The organism is Pseudidiomarina sp. (assembly GCF_033722695.1).
Classification (GTDB): Bacteria; Pseudomonadota; Gammaproteobacteria; order Enterobacterales; family Alteromonadaceae; genus Pseudidiomarina.
The window spans coordinates 1-2,230 of sequence record NZ_JAWVYM010000065.1 but is presented as its reverse complement, the minus strand read 5'-3'; the positions used below and the strand labels follow the sequence as shown (position 1 = coordinate 2,230).

The window sequence follows — 2,230 nt, the reverse complement described above, 5'->3', positions numbered from 1 at the left end:
GAAGAAGCCGCGGCACCGTTGGCAGTAACCCTTACCCTGAATGATGAAATTGATATCAGCCGGGGCGATATGATTGTGGAGAAAGACGCACTGCCGCATATGAGTAACCGCCTGCGCGCGAAAGTCGTCTGGATGCAGGAAGAAGCCCTGATACCTCATCGCGAGTATTACATCAAGATGGGAACTAAGCTTACCAGCGGCAGCTGCGAGAAGATCCATCACCGGGTTGATGTAAATACATTAGAGGAAAAAGAAGCTGACAACTTAGGCCTGAATGAAATAGGCGTTGCTGACTTCAGTCTTCAGGAGCCAGTGGTTTTTGACAAGTATAAAGTGAATCAGAAAACGGGCGCTTTTATCATTATTGATCGGATTACCAACGTAACCGTCGGTGCCGGTATGGTAGAACAGCCCTTGGTAGAAAAAGAGGAAGATAAAGCCGAGGTCAGTGCCTTTGAGAAAGAATTCAATGCACTGGTCCGCAAACACTTCCCGCATTGGGGCGCGAAAGAGATCCTGTGACGCAGCTCTATGTTGCTTTGGTTATTGTGTGTCTGTTTGCCGGGCTGGTTGCTACCCGCACCCGCCCGGCAACTTTGTTTGTCGGTGCCGCAATAGCTTTATACCTGCCCGGTTTGTTAAGCGCCCAAGAGTTACTCAACCATTACGTGAACCTTTCACTTATCACGCTGATGTTGTTGCTGATTGGCTCCATGGCGTTAGAGCGCACCCGTGCTCTGCAGTGGGTGAGCCGCAAATTATTTCATAAGAGCCAGCTGTTTACTTTATTACGAATGATGGGGCTGGTGAGTTTTACCTCGGCCTTTCTTAATAATACTGCCGTAGTTGCTGCGCTGATGTCTGCGGTGCGTAAAAACCGTGAACATGCCGCTCAACGGTTGCTGATACCGCTGAGTTATTTTGCTATTTTCGGTGGCATGCTCACCTTAATAGGTACGTCAACCAACCTGGTTGTGAACAGCTTTCTGGTGGACCAGGGGCATCCCGGGTTTCAGTTCTTTGATTTCCTTCCTATCGGTTTGGGCGTCCTGGGTGTGGCGGGGGCTACCACCATAGCCGCGTCATACTTTTTGCCGAAAGGAAAGATCGACGCAGATATTAATCATGATTATTTTCTTGATGCAAAAGTAAACGAGGAATCTCCTTTTGTTGGCAAAACGGTTCAGCAAGCAGGCCTCAGGGCTTTAGATGGCTTGTTTATGGCGGAGATCATCCGCCATGGCAACCTGATAAGTCCGGTAAAACCTGAAACCCTATTGCAGGCTAATGATCGTCTGGTGTTTTGCGGCGATGTGAAACAGGCCCAGCAGCTTTCTGCGTTACCGGGCGTCACTATGTTCGCTCACGAAGCCTTTACTGAAACCAACGGCTTACTGCAGGACAATTTAACCGAAGTGATTGTAAGCCCCACGTCCACTCTGGTTGGCCGTACGCTGAAGCAGGCGAACTTCAGGGCACTGTTTGATGCGGCAGTGGTTGCCATTGGCCGGGGCGGCGCAAGAATTTCCGGTAAACTGGGGCAAGTGGAGATTAAAGCCGGTGACCGTCTGGTGCTGGCGACCAGCGAGGATTTTTACCGGCATCACAACCTGGAGCGAAACTTCTTTTTACTCGAGGGTAAGCGTTTAAGCCCCACGCTCAATAAACGTCAGGAAGCTATCGCCATCTTAGGCTTTATTGGTGTGGTTACCGGGGCGGCCACGCAAACGCTGAGCCTGTTCAACGGCTTAATCATATACCTGGCACTGATTCTGGCAAGTAGCGTGATAACGGGTACCGACATCCGCCGTCGCCTGCCGCTGGACATCTGGCTGGTTATCGGCTCAGCACTTTGTATCGCCGACGTATTTATTACCTCGGGGCTTGCCGGTAGCGTGTCATCCGGCTTATTTAGTCTGGTGGGTACCAGTAGTGTATGGGTGGCTTTTGTCGCAGTATTCTTTCTGACATTATTGACCACAGAGATCGTAACCAATAATGCGGCGGCCGCAATAGTGTTCCCGATTGCTGTTGGCTTATCCCAAAGCTTTGGGGCTGATATCATGCCGTTTGTTATGGCCGTTGCTTTTGGTGCATCCGCAAGTTTTATCAGCCCCTACGGCTACCAGACCAACTTAATGGTGATGAACGCCGGCAATTATAAGTTCAGCGACTTCAGCCGGATTGGGGTTGCCGTGGCGATTGCATACAGCGTCTCAGCGCTTTATCT

2 protein-coding genes are annotated in these 2,230 nt (G+C 50.5%); both read left to right on the top strand.

The annotated features are described in order from the left end of the window. On the top strand, window positions 1-522 hold a 522-nt coding region (locus R3196_RS10925), incomplete at its 5' end, for an elongation factor 1-alpha C-terminal domain-related protein (protein WP_413242923.1). Next, the coding region (locus R3196_RS10920) for an SLC13 family permease (protein WP_318936795.1) at window positions 519-2,230 on the top strand (1,712 nt) is incomplete at its 3' end. The genes R3196_RS10925 and R3196_RS10920, both read left to right, overlap by 4 nt.